Origin of the sequence: Nostoc sp. LEGE 12447 (genome assembly GCF_015206985.1) — a bacterium.
GTDB lineage: Bacteria > Cyanobacteriota > Cyanobacteriia > Cyanobacteriales > Nostocaceae > Nostoc.
Window position 1 is genome coordinate 1 of record NZ_JADEXT010000076.1, and the last position, 18,482, is coordinate 18,482.

Annotated in this window: 18 protein-coding genes; 13 read left to right on the forward strand and 5 right to left on the reverse strand. The window is 42.3% G+C overall.

What is annotated here, in order from left to right:
• Window positions 1-107: 107 nt before the first annotated feature.
• Together IQ274_RS34295 and IQ274_RS34300 are read right to left on the reverse strand one after the other, a co-directional pair.
• Window positions 108-3,278, reverse strand: coding sequence for a strawberry notch-like NTP hydrolase domain-containing protein (locus IQ274_RS34295; RefSeq protein WP_228058582.1), 3,171 nt, complete (start codon window positions 3,276-3,278; stop codon window positions 108-110).
• Between the two features lie 58 nt (window positions 3,279-3,336).
• Window positions 3,337-3,771 (reverse strand): hypothetical protein, encoded by a 435-nt coding sequence (locus IQ274_RS34300; protein ID WP_194144980.1) that lies wholly within the window; start codon window positions 3,769-3,771, stop codon window positions 3,337-3,339.
• A gap of 194 nt (window positions 3,772-3,965) precedes the next feature.
• Between IQ274_RS34300 and IQ274_RS34305 the strand changes: the two genes are divergently transcribed.
• From IQ274_RS34305 to IQ274_RS34330, 7 genes are all read left to right on the forward strand, one after another.
• Window positions 3,966-4,217 (forward strand): hypothetical protein, encoded by a 252-nt coding sequence (locus tag IQ274_RS34305; protein WP_194144981.1) that lies wholly within the window; start codon window positions 3,966-3,968, stop codon window positions 4,215-4,217.
• Window positions 4,218-5,480: 1,263 nt separating this feature from the next.
• Complete coding sequence (locus IQ274_RS34310) at window positions 5,481-6,959, forward strand: APC family permease (protein ID WP_194144982.1); 1,479 nt, start codon at window positions 5,481-5,483, stop codon at window positions 6,957-6,959.
• Window positions 6,960-7,057: 98 nt separating this feature from the next.
• Window positions 7,058-7,270 carry a hypothetical protein gene (locus tag IQ274_RS37920; RefSeq protein ID WP_322745430.1) on the forward strand — a complete coding sequence of 71 codons (213 nt, stop codon included), beginning with the start codon at window positions 7,058-7,060 and terminating at the stop codon, window positions 7,268-7,270.
• Window positions 7,271-7,759, forward strand: a complete 489-nt coding sequence (locus IQ274_RS34315; RefSeq protein ID WP_322745433.1) for a cadmium resistance transporter — start codon at window positions 7,271-7,273, stop codon at window positions 7,757-7,759.
• Window positions 7,760-8,008: 249 nt separating this feature from the next.
• Window positions 8,009-8,158 carry a hypothetical protein gene (locus IQ274_RS34320; protein WP_194144983.1) on the forward strand — a complete coding sequence of 50 codons (150 nt, stop codon included), beginning with the start codon at window positions 8,009-8,011 and terminating at the stop codon, window positions 8,156-8,158.
• 12 nt (window positions 8,159-8,170) lie between these two features.
• Window positions 8,171-9,004 carry a sulfite exporter TauE/SafE family protein gene (locus IQ274_RS34325; protein WP_194144984.1) on the forward strand — a complete coding sequence of 278 codons (834 nt, stop codon included), beginning with the start codon at window positions 8,171-8,173 and terminating at the stop codon, window positions 9,002-9,004.
• A 3-nt stretch (window positions 9,005-9,007) separates the two neighbouring features.
• Complete coding sequence (locus IQ274_RS34330; protein WP_194144985.1) at window positions 9,008-9,547, forward strand: DUF1634 domain-containing protein; 540 nt, start codon at window positions 9,008-9,010, stop codon at window positions 9,545-9,547.
• Between the two features lie 184 nt (window positions 9,548-9,731).
• Here IQ274_RS34330 and IQ274_RS34335 read toward each other — a convergent pair whose 3' ends face one another.
• On the reverse strand, window positions 9,732-10,187 hold the full coding sequence (locus tag IQ274_RS34335; protein ID WP_322745431.1) for an LLM class flavin-dependent oxidoreductase: 456 nt from the start codon (window positions 10,185-10,187) through the stop codon (window positions 9,732-9,734).
• Window positions 10,188-10,274: 87 nt separating this feature from the next.
• Here IQ274_RS34335 and tnpB point away from each other — a divergent pair, with 87 nt between their 5' ends.
• The gene (gene tnpB, locus IQ274_RS34340) at window positions 10,275-11,510 is read left to right on the forward strand and encodes an IS200/IS605 family element RNA-guided endonuclease TnpB (RefSeq protein WP_228058583.1); all 1,236 of its coding nucleotides are present in this window, start codon (window positions 10,275-10,277) and stop codon (window positions 11,508-11,510) included.
• Here the strand turns inward: tnpB and IQ274_RS37625 are convergent.
• Both IQ274_RS37625 and IQ274_RS34345 read right to left on the reverse strand, forming a co-directional pair.
• Complete coding sequence (locus IQ274_RS37625; RefSeq protein WP_265578599.1) at window positions 11,488-11,697, reverse strand: LLM class flavin-dependent oxidoreductase; 210 nt, start codon at window positions 11,695-11,697, stop codon at window positions 11,488-11,490. The two genes, tnpB and IQ274_RS37625, sit on opposite strands and share 23 nt — an antisense overlap.
• Window positions 11,622-12,125, reverse strand: coding sequence for an LLM class flavin-dependent oxidoreductase (locus IQ274_RS34345; protein ID WP_265578600.1), 504 nt, complete (start codon window positions 12,123-12,125; stop codon window positions 11,622-11,624). The genes IQ274_RS37625 and IQ274_RS34345 overlap by 76 nt, the downstream gene beginning before the upstream one ends.
• Window positions 12,126-12,288: 163 nt before the next feature.
• Between IQ274_RS34345 and IQ274_RS34350 the strand changes: the two genes are divergently transcribed.
• From IQ274_RS34350 to IQ274_RS34370, 5 genes are all read left to right on the forward strand, one after another.
• Window positions 12,289-13,377, forward strand: coding sequence for an LLM class flavin-dependent oxidoreductase (locus tag IQ274_RS34350; RefSeq protein WP_194144986.1), 1,089 nt, complete (start codon window positions 12,289-12,291; stop codon window positions 13,375-13,377).
• Between the two features lie 301 nt (window positions 13,378-13,678).
• The gene (locus IQ274_RS34355; protein WP_194144987.1) at window positions 13,679-14,917 is read left to right on the forward strand and encodes an acyl-CoA dehydrogenase family protein; all 1,239 of its coding nucleotides are present in this window, start codon (window positions 13,679-13,681) and stop codon (window positions 14,915-14,917) included.
• A gap of 424 nt (window positions 14,918-15,341) precedes the next feature.
• A complete protein-coding gene (locus tag IQ274_RS34360) occupies window positions 15,342-16,412 on the forward strand; it encodes an aliphatic sulfonate ABC transporter substrate-binding protein (protein ID WP_322745432.1) in 1,071 nt (356 codons plus the stop codon).
• Window positions 16,413-16,532: 120 nt separating this feature from the next.
• The gene (locus IQ274_RS34365) at window positions 16,533-16,772 is read left to right on the forward strand and encodes a hypothetical protein (RefSeq protein ID WP_194144988.1); all 240 of its coding nucleotides are present in this window, start codon (window positions 16,533-16,535) and stop codon (window positions 16,770-16,772) included.
• 244 nt (window positions 16,773-17,016) lie between these two features.
• Window positions 17,017-18,381 carry an NAD(P)-binding domain-containing protein gene (locus IQ274_RS34370; RefSeq protein ID WP_228058584.1) on the forward strand — a complete coding sequence of 455 codons (1,365 nt, stop codon included), beginning with the start codon at window positions 17,017-17,019 and terminating at the stop codon, window positions 18,379-18,381.
• Window positions 18,382-18,482 lie beyond the last annotated feature (101 nt).

Sequence of the window (18,482 nt, forward strand, 5' to 3'; positions counted from 1 at the left end):
AACAAGCGTCATTATTTAAATTACTACAAAAGGGGAATGAAGGGGCTGCCGACGGCAGCCCCTTCATTCCCCTCTAAAATGATTATCATTATTGGTGATGGAATAGTTTATTTTCTGGAAGTCCCTATCCCATTGCCCCCCGTCTGCCGTTGACCACGAGTAAGAGCGCCCAAGCTATCCAGCCTTCGAGCAATGGTTGAGATAAAGCGGCGTTCACCGATGACGTTAGTGGTAACAGGTCTGAACACGGGGGCTGATGCTTGGTTAGTTCTGTGCGATCGCCCCAACCCCTGGATTGCGTTGTCTGCTCTCCAGCCGGCTTCAAGCAGGTAGTGCGATCGCCGCCGCCGATTCACAGCATTTAGATCAGCATGATAACTCCTGCCTGTGCCGCCGGCATCACTGAAAATGAGGATTTGCTTGTCTCCCTGCATAAACGCAGCAGTTTCAGCAATATTCGCCCCACTGCCTCTAGAATCCACAAACAAACGTCCAGATTCATCTTTCAGAACTCGTTTACTGCGACCTGTGACTTCAGCCACTTGCTTATTACCGAAGTGCCACAGCAATTGTTCTAATGCACCAGGGATTGGATCAAGGCTTGCTAACTTATCGACTAAGGCATCTCTCAAGGCTACAGCTTCAATAGAAATAACTGGAGAGCCATCAGCGTCAAAGACTGGCTCGGATCTTTCTTCTCCATCAACGCCAGAATGGATGGAATGAAGATGAACAGGGAAAGCACTCATCAGGTAATCCATGAGGTATTCCCGTGGAGTCAGGTCAAGATTGAGATCCTGCCATTCGGAAGCCGGAACTTCATCAAGTCGTCGTTTCAAAAGTTCTTCATTAGTCGAAACTATTTGAATGACAACTGCAAGACCTTGGACTAAATCCTGCTCAATCGCTTTGATCAGGGTGGGGCATTTCATCCCGGTCAGCAGATGATTGAAGAATCTCTGTTTATGGCTTTCAAACTGCGACTTAGCAGACATCTTAGCAGCACGATTGTACGTTTTTGCGCCAGTTATATTGCAAGCTTCTAACGCTTTCTCTAAATTATTATGAATAACCTGAAAAGCATCGGAATAGCTGTTATAGCTTCGTTCCTGCCTCGGCGTTAAATCAATGTAGAGAGTTTGATACTCAACTCCCTCGAATGAAAGGCTCCGCGCCAGATACAGCCCCAAAGCCTTGAGATCCCTGGCTACGATTTCCATCGCAGCGATACCACCGCCCTCAATGGATTCCACAAAATCCTCACGGGAGGTAAACGGAAAATCTCCAGTCTGCCAAAGTCCCAGGCGATTGGCGTATGAGAGATTTGAGACTTTAGTTGCACCAGTCGCAGAAACGTAGATAACCCGTGCCTGCGGTAATGCGTTTTGCAACCTCAGCCCAACAATGCCTTGCTGGGATGCTGCAACCATACCGAGTTTACCCTCTTGAGCCATTGCATTGCCCATACTGTGGCACTCGTCATAGGCGATCGCTCCCTCAAAGTCCTTGCCTGCCCATTCAACAATTTGCTTGAGCCGACTTTTACCGTTCTTTTGAGAACGTAGAGTTGAGTAGGTGCAGAAGAGAATGCCTTGGGTGAAAGGGATGGGGTCGCCAAGCTTAATGTTGCTCAGGTCAATGATATCTTTCTCACTACCTCCAAGCGCACACCAGTCTCTACGTGCATCTTCAATTAATGCAGAACTTTTGGATACCCAGATTGCTTTTCTTCGTTCCTGACACCAGTTGTCGAGGATGATTCCCGCACACTGTCTTCCTTTCCCCGCACCTGTCCCATCGCCCAAGAACCAGCCACGACGAAATTTTACAGAATTTTCTCCGCTTTGTGCCGCTACAGTCACATTATCCCAAGAATCATCCACAATATAAGACCCAGACAGAAATTCACAGTGAGCCTGACCTGCGTAAATAACGCTCTCAAGTTGTGCTTCTGATAACAAGCCTTGTGTAACAATGTTTTGTGGGAGATGTGGTTTGTAAGTGGGAGCGGGGGGCAAAACAAGTGCTAGGGCTGCACTTTCGCACAGTAGGGACGGATGAGCTAAAGCATCTTTAATTCTGATTCGTTGTGGGCGATAGGTTTCATATAAAGTATCTTTGAGTCCTTCTGTAGCAGACCATTCGATAACCTCATACTCCAACACTACTACGTCGTCTGGAAGAAAGGAGACTGTTTTTGGTTGTGCAACTGTAATACGCTTTGGCAATTGAACGACAATTGCCTTCGCAGCAGCTTTGACTTTTTCTGAGCGTTCCCACAAAGATCGCTTAGGTAATTGCTCAATCAACGCTAGCAGTTCGGGCAAGTCCAAAGTTTCGGAAATACAAGGGATTTGCCTGTGATTATCAGCCGGGACTTTATCAATTACTGTGATTCTGGTGTCGATTTGTGTACCATGCTTTGAGTACACCTTGCCGTTAACCCCGACTGACATTAAAACTCGTGCCTTCTCCTGCCACTTAAGGAAAGTCTCTCGCCAGCTTGGGTTAGCCGGAGAGAACCAATTGGCTGTGATTGTTACCAATCGTCCACCGTCAGCCAGTCTTTGCAATGCCGAGTTGATATGCCTTTTTGTTGCGTCGGGATTGCGACTGCTGATTTTCGGGGATGACGAAAACGGTGGATTCATCAGCACAACTGAAGGCTGAGAAATACGCGCTAGGTAATCGTTAATCTGCTCCGCGTTTACTGAGAATAATGGTGTACCAGGGAATAATCGCCGCAGAATCTTCTCCCTATCGGGTGCAAGCTCGTTGAGCATCAGACTTGCACTGTGCAATTTAGCCATTTGTGCCAATAGGCCAGTTCCGGCACTTGGCTCCAGCACCAAATCAGTAGCTTGTATAAATCCTGCTTTGGCTACCAGATAAGCAAGCGGCAGAGGGGTGGAGAATTGCTGAAGCTGTACTGACTCTTCACTACGGCGAGTATGCGTCGGGCAGAGGGCTACTAACTTCTGCAATTCCAATAATACTGTTAGCGGCGACTCTAATAAAAGCTTGTAACCTTTTTGACGCAGATATAATATTTGCGCCACTTCAATAGCTTCGTAAGCGTCTTTCCACTGCCATGCACCGGACGCAGCAGTGCCTAGAAAGTAGCGATTCATCTGGGCTTGGATTGTCCTGGTGGAGATAGTCCGTTGCTCAATCAGTGATTTGGTGAGTTCTTGAGCAACGTTGAGGATTGATTGTCCGTAGTCCAGAACTGTTTCTAGGTCAAATAGAGTTCCTTGTGTGGCTATAAGGCTGACCATATCTATTATATGAATACATCACTTTCGCTTTGGCGTAGCCGTTTGAGCTAAGGACGTGTTAACTATAATTTTTTTGGTACTTTCCAGTTATCTTGCGTGGCTTGGTGGACTGGCGCTTAGTACTAGTTGAGGCGGATTTCTTAGACGTGGACGATTTTGCTTTAGTCCGCTTGGGTTTGATCGGTTGTACTTTGGCAGGTGGGAGTAGTCGGAGTCTGGGGAAAGGGATTATAACTGCTGGCGTGAGAACAGAATGGTGAGGGGATTGTGGTTCTAGAGTCCAGGGGTCAGAAATCTTCTCAAATGCGATCGCCTTTGGAGTAGGTTGTGGGGAAGTTGCAGAAACTGTGGGCTGTTCAATAACTGGTGGTTGCCATTCGAATGGCGGTAAGGGTACAACCCACAAACTATCCATGAAATCGAAAACCATCAGCGCAAGAAAGCTGATAACGACTGCTTGGATCGTCAGCGTGAGAGTAGCTTGGATATCCATGATTAACTCCAAATGTTTGTGATTTTTCAATGTAGTGAGGCGTTGCAGTTGGGTTTGGTCGTTGCAACTCTCACTCTGGCTTTGGCGTAGCCATGAAAATTCCCATTCACAAAATGGGTGATTATGTTTACCCAGAGTATTGAAATTTTCTTAGCAAAGGCTAAGATCCAAAAAGTTACTAATTGCAATAGGCAATGGCAAGCAAAGAAATCCAAGTCCGAGAGTACACCGTCAGAGCGCACAAGCGGGAAATTCACACCCGTGTTTTCAACTTCGTCTGTAAGCAATGCGAACAACCCACACAACGAGAAACCTTTGGGGTTCGACCTCTATATTGCGAGAAATGCCGTCCGCCTCAACCTCCGAAGCAATCGAAAGTAGCCCCTATAGGCAAGAGGAAACCCAGAGCGATGAACTATAAAAGTGGGAAGGATATAGCTGGGTAGGTTTGTTTACCTAGCGTCTAGGCATAATCTGGACAGCCAAAACTACATCGTCATGTATGGGAATCGCGTATAGTAACAAATTGCCCATAGAGGAAATAGTTGCGCGATGCGGGCAACCAGCAGGGCTGTGAATCAAGATTCATTCGCATTTGGTGAGATATAGTTGTAGATATTTTCAGTTGCCACGGGCCAAGTTTGGGGGTCATTTAGTTAAACTTATGACCATGCTTACAAGGTGCGCCTCGTCCTTTGTGAGTAGCGGGTATACCCCATACACATCGGTTAAGAATGAGGATTAAATTAGAACCATAACTTTTTTCTGGGGGTATAGCACTGAAATATTTCTATGGAGGAAATCTGGAAGTTAATAAATCCTCATTCTTTAGATGCTAAACACAACAATAGTCCTGCGTCAATCTTCTCCGTGGCTTGGACAAATTTTGTGAAGACAAGTGCTTTGGTCATAAGCGGCAAGTGGTCTTTTATCTAACTCACGAGTTACAAGTTTTAAGTTGGAATGCGGCAATACTAGTTGACGTTTCAAAGCTTGCGACCTTTTTTGATACAGCTAGACTAAATTTCCCCCTTCTCCAATTAAAGAGATAGGGGGTGATTTTTCAGCGAATGTTTTTATAACTACCCCTGATGCAAAGAACTTTTTGTGTGGTGGCATTGCCAAGGTAATTAACATCTTTCCCAATCTACTAATTTTTGGCTACGAAAGCGGACAGGAAATCACCAAATTGAGACTTTGAATTTTGAGCCACTGGGTTCCCTGAGAATCTAGGCAAGAGAAATTTAAGGGATTTTGCTGTTCAAACGATTTATTTTTCGTATTAACGATATCATTTAATTCGCTACTTTTATGCTATGTATTGTACTTATTAAATACATAAAGCTTATCAATTTATCGTAGTATTTAAATATCCAAAGTAGGCTATAAACACAATCTTAAAAAGAGAAAAAAGTATTTTTAGTTACAACTAATAAAATCAAATTGCTATAAAGCATTGTTATAAAGTTTTCACATTTCTGAAATTTTTTGAGCTTGCCCGAGGCCAAAATAAATAACAGGTAAAGTACTCAGGTATAAAATGTAAGTTTCATTAATATTAATTATTAATTTAAAAACAAAAAATATTTGCATTTAGTTCTTTAGAGAGATATGTTTAATTACAAGTAATGATAATAATCGCTGGCTAAAAAAGGCCACGAGTAAAAGCCGAGTAAATAGCATACTCGGCATACCAGGAGTGTTTATCGATGTCCAGTGAATTCAAGATAAATGCAAACCGCGAAAAGGTTTTACAACAAAGTTTTCATGGCTTAAAATCACACTGTCTTTCTTTTGGAGAAGTTTTAGCACAATCTTTTGCCGTAATCGCACCGACAACTATCCCTGCATCTAATGTCGGTTTAATTGTTGCCCTTTCGGGTAACGGCGCTTGGCTAAGTATGATTATAGGCTTAGTAGGGCTGGTATTTGTTAGCATCAACATCAATCAATTTGCTAGCCGTTCTGCTTCACCTGGTTCTCTTTATTCTTATATTGTCAAAGGTCTTGGTCCGACAGCAGGTGTGATCTGTGGTTGGAGTTTGGTTTTGGCTTATCTATTTACTGCAATGTCGGTGTTATGCGGTTTTGCCAACTTCAGCAGTGTATTGATTGGTCATTTAGGAATTCACCCATCTAGCATCACCTTACTAGCAGTAGGTGCAGGAATCGCCTGGTATGCAGGTTATAAAGATATTCAACTATCAGCCGTTGCCATGCTATGGATGGAGGGTCTATCCATCGCATTAATCGGAATCTTATGTGCGATCATTTGGGCACACCACGGTTTTGCATTAGATATAGCCCAGCTAACTTTGAGCGGTGTTCAACCAGGTAGCCTAGCAACAGGACTTGTACTGGTAATGTTTGCCTTCTCAGGGTTTGAAAGTGCGACGACCTTGGGTGATGAGGCAAAAAGCCCGTTGAAAACTATTCCTCGGTCAGTTTTAGGAAGTGTAATCCTTGCAGGTTTATTCTATATCTGCACTACATATATTGAAGTCTTAGCATTTCGCCACTTAAGAGTAGACATTACCCACACTGAAGAACCTCTAGGTTATCTCTCGCAACAAATAGGTTTAGGCTGGCTAGGTCAATTAGTTGGCTTAGGTGCGTTGGCTAGCTTCTTTGCTTGTGTCTTGGGAAGCATTAATCCCGCTGCGAGAATATTCTTTTTGATGGCGCGTCATGGATTGTTTTATGCCAAGTTAGGCAATACACACACATCGAATAAAACGCCTCATATTGCAGTTACGATGTGTTCGGTCTTGACATTTTTGATCCCATCGGTGATGGCTTTATTTCAAATCAAACTCTTTGAGAGTATGGGTTATCTAGGTGCGATTGCTAGCTTTGGATTTGTCACCGTTTACATTTTAATTTCTATTGCCGCACCAATTTACCTCTACAAAATTAACAGCCTTCATCGCAGAGATATTATATTCTCTTTTATAGCAATAGGATTTATGTTTATTCCATTGTTAGGCAGCGTGGGAATTCCTGGTAGTAAAATGTTTCCAGTCCCAGAAGCTCCTTATAATCTTTTTCCTTACCTCTTTTTAATCTACATTTCTACTGCTTGCGGTTGGTTCTTTTTTCAAAGACTTCGCTCTCCAAAAATGGTAAACAGAATGGTTAAAGCTATCGATGCAATTCACATCAGATTTGACCGTGATCGCTACAAATAGTTAATTATTACTTGCTCGTACTCATTCGTCATTTTTCCAAGTTAAGTAACAAACAATGAACGATGACAAATAACAAAACTAATATCTAAAACTGTGCAATGGAAGAATTAATTACTGCAATTCCTATAGGGATAACAGCTTTTACGGCAACTAATCTTGATGATTTAGTAATTTTTTCGCTTTGGTTTTCACAAATAAATAACAATTTTTGTTCGCGACATATTGTTATCGGTCAGCTCCTCGGATTTGGCATTTTAGTAATTGCCAGTCTTACTGGTTTTTTAGGTGGTTTAATCTTAGCAAAACACTGAATAGGGCTACTTGGATTAGTTCCCATAGCAGTTGGTTTTAGTAGTTGGCTTAATCAAGAAAGCGGCGATTCAGATGCAGAAGATGAACAATTACAGCAATTTAGAACTTCTCCTTTTGCCAGTCTCCTTTCACCACAAACTTATAATGTGGCTGCAATTACTGTCGCCAATGGTAGTGATAATATAAGTATCTATACGCCATTGTTTGCTAATAGCAGTCTTATAAGACTACTAATAATTATCGTCATCTTCTTTTTGCTTGTAGGAGTTTGGTGCTATGCCAGCTACAAACTAATCAGCCAAAACAATATTGCGGATGTCCTTAATCGTTATAGTAGTAATCTTGTACCCTTTATTTTGGTTGGATTAGGAGTATACATCATTTTGGAAAGTGGTGCGTTGAATTCACTTGCTTTAGTAGCCAGTTGTATCTGCCTCATGCTTATAGTCAAAAAATATAAATCTAGGGCACAAGTTGAAGATAACTAATTTAGGCTAAAAGCAAGGAAAATAATGATATCTAGACTTGTCAATTTCCTAGTTACAGTTGCCGCTAAGTCATCACGAACGTTTTAAATCTTTGCGTCCGAATTTTTTTACTCTTTGTAGAAATTGGTTGGGCATGATTTTGATTGATAGTGATTGAGGGCAAGTACTAAAACCATCTAAATCAGTTTTAACAATCAACCAAAACATCTTCAAATTCTGACAACTTTTAAGCATTATCAGGAGAAATATATGAAATTCTTTAAGACTGTTTTATTAGTCTTTACACTCTTAGTAAATTTTTTGATTGTCCAACCTTCTTGGGCTGACCCTCCAATACTCACACAAACACCTGACTATGCTGAAGTCAAACAAGCGTCTCTACAGATAGAATATTTTTAAGAGGTTTAACCTGTGAATATTTTGGAATTCTCTTTATTAGTTTGGGTGGGTTCATTTACCGCTGGTTTAATAGGTGCATTAACTGGTTTAGGTGGTGGAGTGGTCATTGTTCCCCTATTAACTTCGGTATTTGCTGTTGATATCCGTTATGCTGTTGGTGCTTCTTTAGTATCTGTAATTGCTACTTCTTTAGGGGCTGCATCTACATACATTAAACAAGGTTATACCAATTTAAGATTGGGAATGTTTTTGGAAGTAGCAACAACAATAGGAGCTATACTTGGAGCTATAATTGCTACTAAAGTTTCCGTGAAAGCTCTAACAATCTTTCTAGCAATTATCCTACTTTATTCTGCCTATCTCTCGCAACAACCTAAGCACCAAGAACCAGAAAATGAAACAGAAGATGCCTTCGCAAATTATTTAGAACTGAATAGTTCTTGCCCAACACCAGATGGATTTATTCCTTATCAAGTTCATGCTGTTCCAGGTGGGTTTGCTGTCATGTTCATATCGGGAATAATTTCAGGATTACTTGGTATTGGTTCGGGTGCATTTAAGGTTTTGGCAATGGACAACGTTATGCGTATTCCATTTAAAGTCTCTACAACCACCAGTAACTTTATGATTAGTGTGACAGCAGCAGCTTCGGCAGGAGTTTATTTAGCTCGTGGTTATATTGATCCTGGGCTGTCAATGCCTGTAATGCTGGGAGTCCTACCTGGAGCTTTTTTGGGTGCAAGAATTCTTGTAGGTGCTAAAACCCAAGTTTTAAGAATTATCTTCAGTTTTGTATTAACAGCAATGGCGCTGAAGATGGTCTACAACAGTTTGATTGGGGTATAATCAATGGTTTATTTTGATTTATTTCGGCGTTCGTTTCCTTTAAATCTATCTAAAAGTGAAGTTGTTGTAGAACCTTTACAGACAGAAGAAACAGATAGCGATATAACAGCTTTAAAACAGCTTGCTAAAAATGCTGATATTCCTCTTAATTCAAACAAAAGTTTTCCTAAAAATCAAAGCGAACAAAAGTTTTATAATTTTGTGGGCAACTTGCTCAAATTTGGTGTTTTAATTGCTAGTTTTATAGTCTTATTTGGCGGCATAATTTACTTAATTCATCATGGATGTGAACCTGCTAGATATCAATTTTTTCGAGGAGAACCATCTTACTTACGCTCTCCCAACGGTGTGCTAAAAACGATGTTTTTAGGAAGTGACAGAGCAATTATTCAACTAGGAATATTACTCCTCATTGCTACTCCCATTATACGTGTAATAATTTCCTTTTTTGCTTTCCTGACACTGCGAATATGGAGTTTTGTCCTCATTACACTGTTAGTCCTTACTAGTTTGATTTATAGCCTTGTAGGTGGTTATTTATAAGATTTTTATCATCTTGCTCTACAGAATGGGTTAACCTCTAAGCTCGAAATTATCAGATTTAATGAAACTTCACTCTTAAAAAATGCTGGGTTATGGCTTCGCCTAACAAATGCTACAAAATATTGAACATCACTAACTTTGTGAGAGTATGCAACTCCCAAATTTTCACCTAGTGCGATCGCAGTTAAACTACAGGCTGTAAGTGTCGGACGCGAGGCATAACTTCTTGGGCAAAGCGGGTCATTTCTCGTGCAAAGGGATTGAATTGCAACATAAATGTATCGATACCTGCATCGGCAAAAGCAGCTATTCTGCTGGCAACTGTGTCGTAGCTACCAACCAAGCCTGCGGCTGTACCACCATTGCCACCAACCGCAGGATTTTTAACGGAGAGTTTGAACATGGCGACTTCTGGGTCAACTCCTTTAGCAACATTTAACTTATATTGTTCTTCCAACTTTTGCAGTGCCGTGAGTCGCTCTAGTTCTGCTTGCGCTTCTTCGTCTGTAGCCCGCGCAATGACAAAGGCTGAAAGACCAAAGCGGACTGGTTGGGGTAGGAAACGTGGTCGGTTCAAAACTTGTTTAATTACTTGGCGGACATCTTCAATTGGCTGACCGTTGATTTCTTCAAGCCGCACACTCGTGACTTCCAGTCATGAGTTAGGCGCTCTATATTAGGTGTCACTTTGTGTTAAAATTGAAAGGTATTCAGCAAATTAAAGAAATTGTCATCCATCCAAAAAGCATTTAAAGTTACTCTCATACCGACACACAATCAAGAGGTCTTAATCAACAAGACGATTGGTTGTGCAAGATATGTGTATAACCGCTTTTTGGCACTAAGACAAGAGTTATATACGACTGAGCAGAAAACCTTAAACTACAATGCTTGTAGTCAAAAGCTAACTATACTCAAGAAAGAAATTGAATGGTTGAAAGAAGTAGATAAGTTTGCCTTACAGAATTCACTCAAGAATTTAGAGACAGCATACAAAAACTTTTTTGCTGACTTAAAGAAGATGAAAGGGAAAAAGGGTGTAGGCTTTCCTAAGTTTAAAAAGAAGCATGGATGTAAACAGTCTTACAAAACTAACCTGACCAACGGTAATATTCAGGTAATAGATAATCGTTTAAAGCTTCCAAAGTGTGGATGGGTAAAGTTTCATAAGTCGCAAGACGTTACCGGAAAGCTTGTAAATGTTACGATAACTCGGACTTCTTCTGGTAAGTATATTGCTAGTATCTTGTGTGAAACTGAGATAGAAAAATACCCTGAAGTTGTTCAAAATATTGGTTTAGACTTAGGGGTTAAGTCTTATCTTGTTACTAGTGACGGTGAAGTTGTAGATAATCCTAAATATTACAGAACTCAAACTCGTAAGTTACGTAAAGCTCATAAAAAACTATCCCGTAGTGCAAAAGGTAGTAACAACCGAGTTAAAGCGAAAATCAAGCTGGCTCGTACTTATGAACGAATTACAAATTTGAGAGATGACTTTCTGCACAAGTTATCAACTCGTCTAATCAAGGAAAATAGCATTATCTGTGTTGAAGATTTGCGAGTTGCCAACATGGTGAAGAACCACAAATTAGCATTGAGTATTTCAGACGCTAGTTGGTCTAAGTTCATTACCATGCTCGAATATAAAGCTTTATGGCATGACAGACTTGTGCAGAAAATCGGCACGTTTTATCCCTCCTCCCAAACTTGTAACTGTTGTGGTTTTATTAATCCACTAGTCAAGGATTTAAACTTGCGTGAATGGTGTTGCTCTAGTTGCAATAGCTATAATTTGAGGGATAAAAACGCAGCACTGAATATATTAAGCGAAGGTTTGAGATTATTAACCGCCGTCGGTACGCCGGAGGTTATAAAAAACGCCTGTGGAGAACTCGTCAGTCCTGAAGTGATTCCGGCAGAGATCATTGAAGCAGGAATCACGCGACTTTCAGTCGTGTGAGGTTCAAGAAGTAAACATCGGCTTGTTGGGCTGCTAAAATCTGTGCTGGGTCTGATGCTCCTCCCAGGTAGATATGAGGATAGGGTTGAGCAACAGAGAAGGGTCGAAGGCTCAAATCTTGGATTTTGAAATATTCACCCTCGAAGTCCACTCTCTCACCGCTCCACAAATCTCTAACAACCTGCAACCATTCACCAGAATAGCGATAACGTTCATCATGGGGAGGAAAAGGGATATTACCATTTCTGGGCGAAACCAAGCACTAATTAGGTTTATGGCAAAACGTCCACCACTAATTGCATCAATTCCCAAAGCCATTTTGGCTAGGACAGCTGGATGAAATAATAAAGGTTTAATCGCAGCAATAATTTCTATACTTTCCGTAGCTTCAGCCAAGGCTGCACAAGCTGTCCAAGTTTCCAACTGTTCTAAATCCAGACTACGGGGATTGGCGAGGTGCTGTGCGACTAAGGTTGTGACATATCCTAAACGTTCTGCTTCTAATACTAGCGATCGCGTGCGTTCATAACTAGCATCAATCGGTTCATCTGGCGTATCGAGAGGGCCAAAGTTACCCCCAACTGGAACCCAAATACCGTAGCGTGGTTCTGACATTCTTGCCTCTAAATTAAGTGGGGACTGGGGAGATACACCTTGTTTTTTATCCTCATTTATGCGAATTTAATAGTATCATACGGTAAGTCTACCGAATTAACGTATGATTATTCTAGGTGCAAAAATAAAGTTTTAGTGCTGACTACAAAGGTTCTAGAAAGCTATGTCTGAACCACGCTATGGGATTTGGATTCCCGTTTACGGCAACTGCGGTGTGATGAACCATCCTCTTGAACCTTGTGATGCTAGTTACTCACGAGCCAAGAATTTAATCCAATTGGCCCAAAGGTGCGGGTTTACTACAACTTTAATAGCGCAACATATTATCAATCCCAGGAATCAAGAACTTGACCAACTAGAAACCTGGACAGCAGCAGCAGCGCTGGCAGAAGCAACCAACTCTATCGAGATTATTGCAGCTGTTAAGCCATTACTGTTTCATCCCGCCGTTTTAGCAAAGATGGCTTTAGGTATTGATGCAATCAGTCACGGACGTTTTGCGATTAACTTAGTCAGTGCTTGGTTCAAGCCAGAAATGGAAAAAGCGAGGATAAATTTCCTTCCCCACGATGAGCGTTATCGTTATTCGGATGAATGGATTAGAGTTGTCAAAGCTTTGTGGAGTGGAGAAAAAGTCAACTTTCACGGTGAATATTTTCAGATTAATGATTTGAAGTTCAATCCCCCACCCATAGCCAAACCACATCCGCGTATATATGTGGGTGGAGAGTCAGAACCAGCCCAAGAACTAGCCGCAAAAGAAGCGCATACATTTTTCCTCAATGGTCGTCCCATTGAAGTCATCCGCGAAACCATTGCGGCTGTTACTCAAAAAACTCGCTCTCGCTCCCAACCTCTGGGCTTCGCTATGTCAGCTTTTGTGATTGCTCGACCAACAGATGAAGAGGCGGAAGCGGAATATCAAAACCTCAGAGCAATGATACTAGCACAAGACGATCGCTCAGAATTATTCAAAGGAGTAGATTCTGAAGTTATTATGTTCAAAAACATGGCTAAGTACCCTGGTGTGGGGAGCAATGGCGGTACAGCAGCAGGATTGGTTGGTAGCTATGAAACTGTAGCCCATCGGATTGCTGAATTTACCAAAGTAGGAATTGATACTTTTATGCTGCAATTCCAGCCTTTTACCACAGAAATGGAGCGTTTTACTGCGGAAATTATACCAAGAGTGCGAACGTTAATAGTAGATAGTGCAGCGATGTCTGTGACGAGCTGCGCCCACACCAATTAGAAAATAGGGGCTAGTACCGCAAGGCGGAATTAAAATTTAAAAATGAATACAGTATAAGGGTTTCGTTGATTTGGAATGATTGGTTTATTTCTGCCGTGTTGTACTAAAGGCTAAGAATTTTATAGAGGAATGGTTGTTGTCGAGTGCAGTCGTTGGCTTGAATATGTTACCAGATGTAATCGCCTAAAGGCTGGAAACATTCTTCAACTTTGTAGTGTCAAAGTCGCGTCACCCAGAAACAATAACTGCTTCACCACTCACCAACATAGATTTTCCACAGGATATTCGGAGATAGAAACTAATGATTAAGAGTCCAGAGAAACTTGCAGATACGACAATTCAGTTTTCGGCTCCTGTAAGAGCAAACTCACTGGAACTCCAGCAGCTTTTTGATTTTATTGCTCTGGGGGCAAGTGAGCGTGATCGCGATCGCATCCTTCCTTATGATGTAGTTGAATTGATCCGGCGTTCCCGGTTGGGTGCATTGCGAATCCCTGTTGCCGAAGGTGGTGGTGGTAGCACGGCACGCGAACTGTTTGAGGTCGTGATTCGGCTGGGGGATGCCGATCCAAATGTCGCTCACATTGTGCGGAATCATTTCTCTGTAACAGAGCGAATTTTGCGTTCTAATCGCACCCAAAGGAATCAGCGATGGCTCAAAGCTGTCGTCGATGGCGCGATTATTGGACTCGCTTCAACCGAACTGGAAGTTAAGCGAGCTGGTGGCGGTCAAGTCGTGAATACAAAATTAACATCTGATGGCGATGGCTATCGTCTAAATGGGACTAAGTATTATAGCACTGGCAGCCTTTATGCAGACTTGATATTCGTGCGTGTGCTAGTACCCGATGGCACAACAGCGTTTATACTCATTCCTACCAACCGCGAGGGGATTAACCTTGTAGATGACTGGGATGGCTTCGGGCAAAGGCTTACTGGCACTGGAACGACAACATTCACAAATGTCCGTGTAGAGACTGATGAAGTATTTTTTGAGACAGATAAAGACAAAGACAACTTACCATATAATATTGTCCCGCAATTATTCTTAACAGCAATTAATGCTGGCATTATTCGCAGCGTTCTGCGTGATGCTACAGCCCTCATCCGTAACAGACCCCGGACTTTCTACCATGCTGTATCCGAACAAGCTTCAGAAGACCCAATATTGCAACAGACTGTTGGGCAAATTGCCGCCAATGCCTTTGCGGCCGAAGCGATCGTTTTGGCGGCGGCTGATGGTCTTGATCGCCTCCCTGCTGCCCAAGCTCAGGGTGAAGAGGCAGAGACGGCTACGGCACTAGCAACTTCTCTGAGTGCATCCAAAGCCAAATTGATTGTTGATGATTTGGCTCTACGTTCAGCCACTTTGCTGTTTGAAGTTGGTGGGGCTTCCACAACAAAGAAAAGCTCCAACTTTGATCGTCACTGGCGCAACGCCCGCACCTTGTCCTCACACAATCCAAATCATTTTAAGGCTCGTGCGATCGGGGACTACGAGATCAACGGTACACCATTGCCGCAACGAGGATTCTTCTAATTTTGTTCAGATCCCTAACTTCTAACCTACGGAAAACCACTTTATGAGTATTTATCAGAAGGTGGGGCTTTGGCAGCTAATCAAAACCGTTGAGAGGAATTATGAGTGCAATTGATACTACTTCTTTGAAAGCAAGTAAGAAACTTTTTACATGGTGGGTATATCTACCTTGGTTGCAATATTAATAGGCTTACGTTTGGGCTTGTTGCTAGTCATAACAGGCCCTGGAAACTTGCTAGATTTTCCGCAAGTGCATAAAGTGCTGGGTGCGCTCGTCAATACTGGACGTTCATTTCCTTTTATTATTCTGCTTGTCTCTCTATAAATACTACGGTAAATCGATCAATTTAGTGTATTATAATCATTATTATCAGAGATATGGCTGCTTAAACTGCTAAAAACTGATACCAAGGAGTCAATTGTGGTGAATTATTTAAAAGAACACTGCTTTGAGTACAAACAAAAATTTTCTGCTAGTACAATCTTTGTGATCGCAGTGTCTTTTCTTGGTTTGATAGCTTCTGGTTGTATTCAACAAACAGCTATCAATGCCACAATTAACTCAGATTCCTCTTCAAAAACTCTCACTACCAAAACTACAGAGAAAAACAGTGTAATTCGCTTGGGCTACCAAAAAGGTGGGATTATTCCCATTGCGCGTCAACGAGGTGAGTTAGAGCGTCAGTTAGCCACACAAAAGATTAAAGTTGAGTGGAGTGGACCATTTGACCGTTGCGCTACGCTTTTAAGTTCTCTCAATGGTAATCGAGCGGATATTGGCGGCTGTGGTGATATTCCTTCGATTTCTGGAATTGCTGCCAGACAGCCTCTTTGTATTGGCTTTGTACAACGTCCTAATCCAGATTCTTTAAGTAATGCCATCTTAGTTCGTGGTGATTCCTCCATTCGTAAACCGACTGATTTAGTAGGTAAGAAAGTTGCAGTTAATCAAGGTGGTGCGGGCGAATATCTGTTATTAAAAGTTTTGGAAAAAGAAAATATTTCTTCATATAAAGTCCAGCGAGTTTACTTATCACCGAATGATGCTGCACCTGCTTTATATCAAGGTTCTGTTGATGCGTGGGCAGTTTGGGAACCTTATATTTCTATTGCAGAATTAGAACATAAGGCACGGAGAATTACCACTACACACCCTGCTCCTACCTACGGCATTATGGTTGTTCGTAGTGATGCAGCTAAAGAAAATCCTGTCGCAGTGAAAGCTGCTCTCACTGCTTTGAGTGAGGATGGTGAATGGTTAAATCAACATACTAATGCTGCATCAGATTTTCTAGCTAAAGAGCTAAAACTTTCTGATGCAGTAGCCAAGCAAGTGACTAAAAATCGAGGTCCAGAGTCTTACGTATTTCCTAATAATGGGGATATAGCCAAGCTTCAGAAAACAGCTGACTGGTTACTAGAGCAAAAAATTATTTCGCAACGAGTAGATATTACAACGGCAGTGTGTCCGTTAGAAACTACCGCCGCTAGGTAGCAAAGATACAGTATTTGAGAAACAGCAGTTTTAACAAAGATATTGCCAAATGCCAATAATTGCAGCAAGAAGTAAAAAGCTAAATGTCAAAATCAACTTATTTTTCATCAGGGTAAAAATATGTTTTATGGAATAGAAAGAGAATTATTAAATGGAGTACCTTGGTTATTTGGGCAACAGTCTCAATTACCACATCATCTCCAATTAACAGATCACGAAAAATATGAGATACGTGATATTTGGGAATTACCACCACAAGAATCTGCTCATCGTGAGCGTGTTCTTAAGGAGAAGATAAAAGGGTTTGGGATTTTCAGCAAACTAAAAAGTTTTTCTTTAAAAGCTATTACTAATAAATAAAGATAAGCGTTATCAGCTATTCAAATTAATACAAAATTTCAACTAATTTGCAATGTGCAGTACAGCTTTACAGGAGTAACTTCTTTCAAGTCTTTTGGTGATATCAGCACCGCTTCGCTAACAGTCAGTAATCATTTATTTGTAATACTTAATATTAGAAAAACTAATAATTAGTTTATCATGATATTATGCTTTTCAATATCACTAATTTCGATAAAATCTCATTTCATCCTCAAATATCGATATGACAACAACAACTGACCTCGATTTTGCCGCACGTGAGGCGTTGCGCCTACTCGGGCCCGATCCCGAAAACTGGGTGAACGATCGCTCAGGTATTGACCACAATGTGACGATAGTAGGTGGTAGTGGCAGTGGCTGCACCTTCGCATTTGCCCTGCGGCGTGCCGGCATTGGCCGCGTGACAGTCATCGATGAGGCTCTTGACGAAGCCCATGCAGGCGTGTGGCTGACGCGGGCGCGGATGAAAAAGCTACGCACACCGAAAAACCTGCCAGGGCCAGAACTGGGCATTCCGGCGCTATCATTTCAAGCTTGGTACGAGGCGCGGCAAGGTGTTGAGGCATACGCAGCGATTGACCGCATTCCACGAGTGGCGTGGTCTGAGTACCTCAGTTGGTATAGGCATTTTCTGGACATTCCAGTTCGGTATCAGACGAAGTTGGTGCGGATTGAGCCGGACGCAGATTTCTTTCGTCTACACTTAGAAGTGAACGATGTGGCGCAGGTGGAAACCACACGTAAAATTATCTTCGCCAACGGTGTAGCCGGCACTGGTGGCCCAAATATACCGCCTGTATTAGCATCTCTGCCACGCACCTTATATGCACATACATCTGATAAAATCGACTTCAACAACCTACGTGGCAAAACAGTAGCAGTGCTGGGTGCTGCGGCCTCGGCCTTTGATGCGGCAGGAGTGGCATTGGAATCAGGCGCTAAGGCAGTACACCTGTTCGCACGACGGCCAGCGATCGCATCTCTGCCAGTGAATCGCCTCCGAGGTTATCCTGGTGCTTACTATAACTATCCGCAACTACCTGATGCAGCTCGCTGGTTCCAAGCTTGGCGGTTTAATCAGGTTGGCTCTACACCACCACCAGACGCAATCGAGCGGGTAATAGCGTTTTCTAACTTTCACCTGCACCTATCCGCACCGTGGAAATCTGCTCACAACCAAGGCGATCGCATCGTTGCTCAAGTAAATGATGATGTTTTCGAGTTCGATTTTGCGATCGCTGGTACTGGCTACTTTGTTGACCCGACAAGGCGGCCGGAACTCGCCGAATTTGCACATCACATCGCCCTATGGCGCGATCGTTATGAAGCCCCAGCCGACCAGCGTGACGAGCAACTCAGCACCCACCCTTACCTTGGCAGTGCCCATGAATACCAAGAGAAAGTACCTGGCAATGCCCCCTACCTGAAGGATATCCATGTGTTCAATCCTGCTGGCTTCGTAAGCTTCGGTTTGCCCATCGGCGACGTACCCAGCATTCGACGCGATGTGCCAGCTGTAGTGGCACGCATCAGCCACGACTTATTCTTTACTGACTGGTCACTAGACTTGTCGCTAAATAAAAGTTAAAAAATGATGAAATGAAATTCTAGACTTCGCTTATCAAAATTATGCAGCCATTAAGTAGAAATTCCAAAGTCCGGCTGCAATCAGCATGAAGCGATCATCTA